This window comes from Bradyrhizobium sp. Unk1 (genome assembly GCF_059512345.1).
In genome coordinates this window covers 1-1012 of the sequence record NZ_JCAMOP010000195.1, presented here as the reverse complement: position 1 = coordinate 1012, position 1012 = coordinate 1, and the positions used below count along the sequence as shown (strand labels likewise).

Annotated in this window: 2 protein-coding genes; both read left to right on the top strand. The window is 62.3% G+C overall.

Going from position 1 to position 1012, the window contains the following annotated elements; translation table 11 throughout:
* Positions 1-686: IS66 family transposase (tnpC, locus tag AC5ZFO_RS48080; protein WP_496124277.1), on the top strand; the 686-nt coding region annotated here is incomplete at its 5' end.
* On the top strand, positions 683-1012 hold a 330-nt coding region (locus AC5ZFO_RS48075), incomplete at its 3' end, for a plasmid pRiA4b ORF-3 family protein (protein WP_496124276.1). The genes tnpC and AC5ZFO_RS48075, both read left to right, overlap by 4 nt.

Here is a 1012-nt window from a genome sequence, read left to right as displayed (position 1 = left end):
AGGGCTATCGCGGCATCATCCACTGCGACGGCTATCAGGCTTACAAGACCATGACCCGAGAGACGCGTGCGGACGCCCTGTCCGGGACGCTCGCCTTCTGCTGGTCGCATCTGCGGCGCCAGTTTGTGAAGATCGAGCGGGAGGCGGCGCCTGCGCCAGCTCCGGTTGCCCGCGAGGCCCTTGAGCGCATCGCCCAGCTTTACGCGGTCGAGAAGGCACTCCGCGGCCGATCTGCGGACGAGCGCCGCGCGGGGCGACAAGCGCATGCCCGGCCTTTGGCTGCAGCCTTGAAGCAGTGGTTTGAGGCCAAGCTTGCTCACCTTGCGCAGAAGAGCGACACGGCGAAGGCCCTGCGTTACGCGCTGCGTCATTGGGACGGCCTGACGTTCTACCTTGATGATGGGCGCATCGAGATGGACACGAATGCTGTCGAGCGTGCGATGCGGCCGATCAAGCTCAATGCGAAGAACTCCCTTTTTGCCGGTTGCGACGAGGGTGCCGAGAATTGGGCATTGCTGGCTTCGTTCATTGAGACCTGTAAGCTCAATGGCGTCAGTGCCGAGCACTGGCTCGCTGACGTTCTCGCCAAGCTCGTCAATGGTTGGCCTGCGGCGCGACTGGACGAACTGCTTCCCTGGGCGTCGACCTATACGATGCATACACACGATCCGAGGCTGGCGGCATGAGCCTGAACACGACCGCGGTCCGGATCAAGGTGACCCTCAAGGATGTGAAGCCGGAGGTGATGCGTCGCCTTGTCGTACCCGTCACCCTGCGCCTTGATCGGCTGCATCTGGCGCTTCAGGAGGCATTCGGCTGGACGAACAGCCACCTCTTCGAGTTCTTCGCTGGCGAGGTCCGTTGGGGGTTTCCTGACCCCCACAACGATTATGGCCACCAGCCCATGGATGCCAGCAAAGCGCGGCTTTGCGATGTCGTTCGCGAGACCGGCGCCAAGACGATCCATTATCTCTATGACTTCGGCGACAGCTGGGACCATGTGATCAAGCTC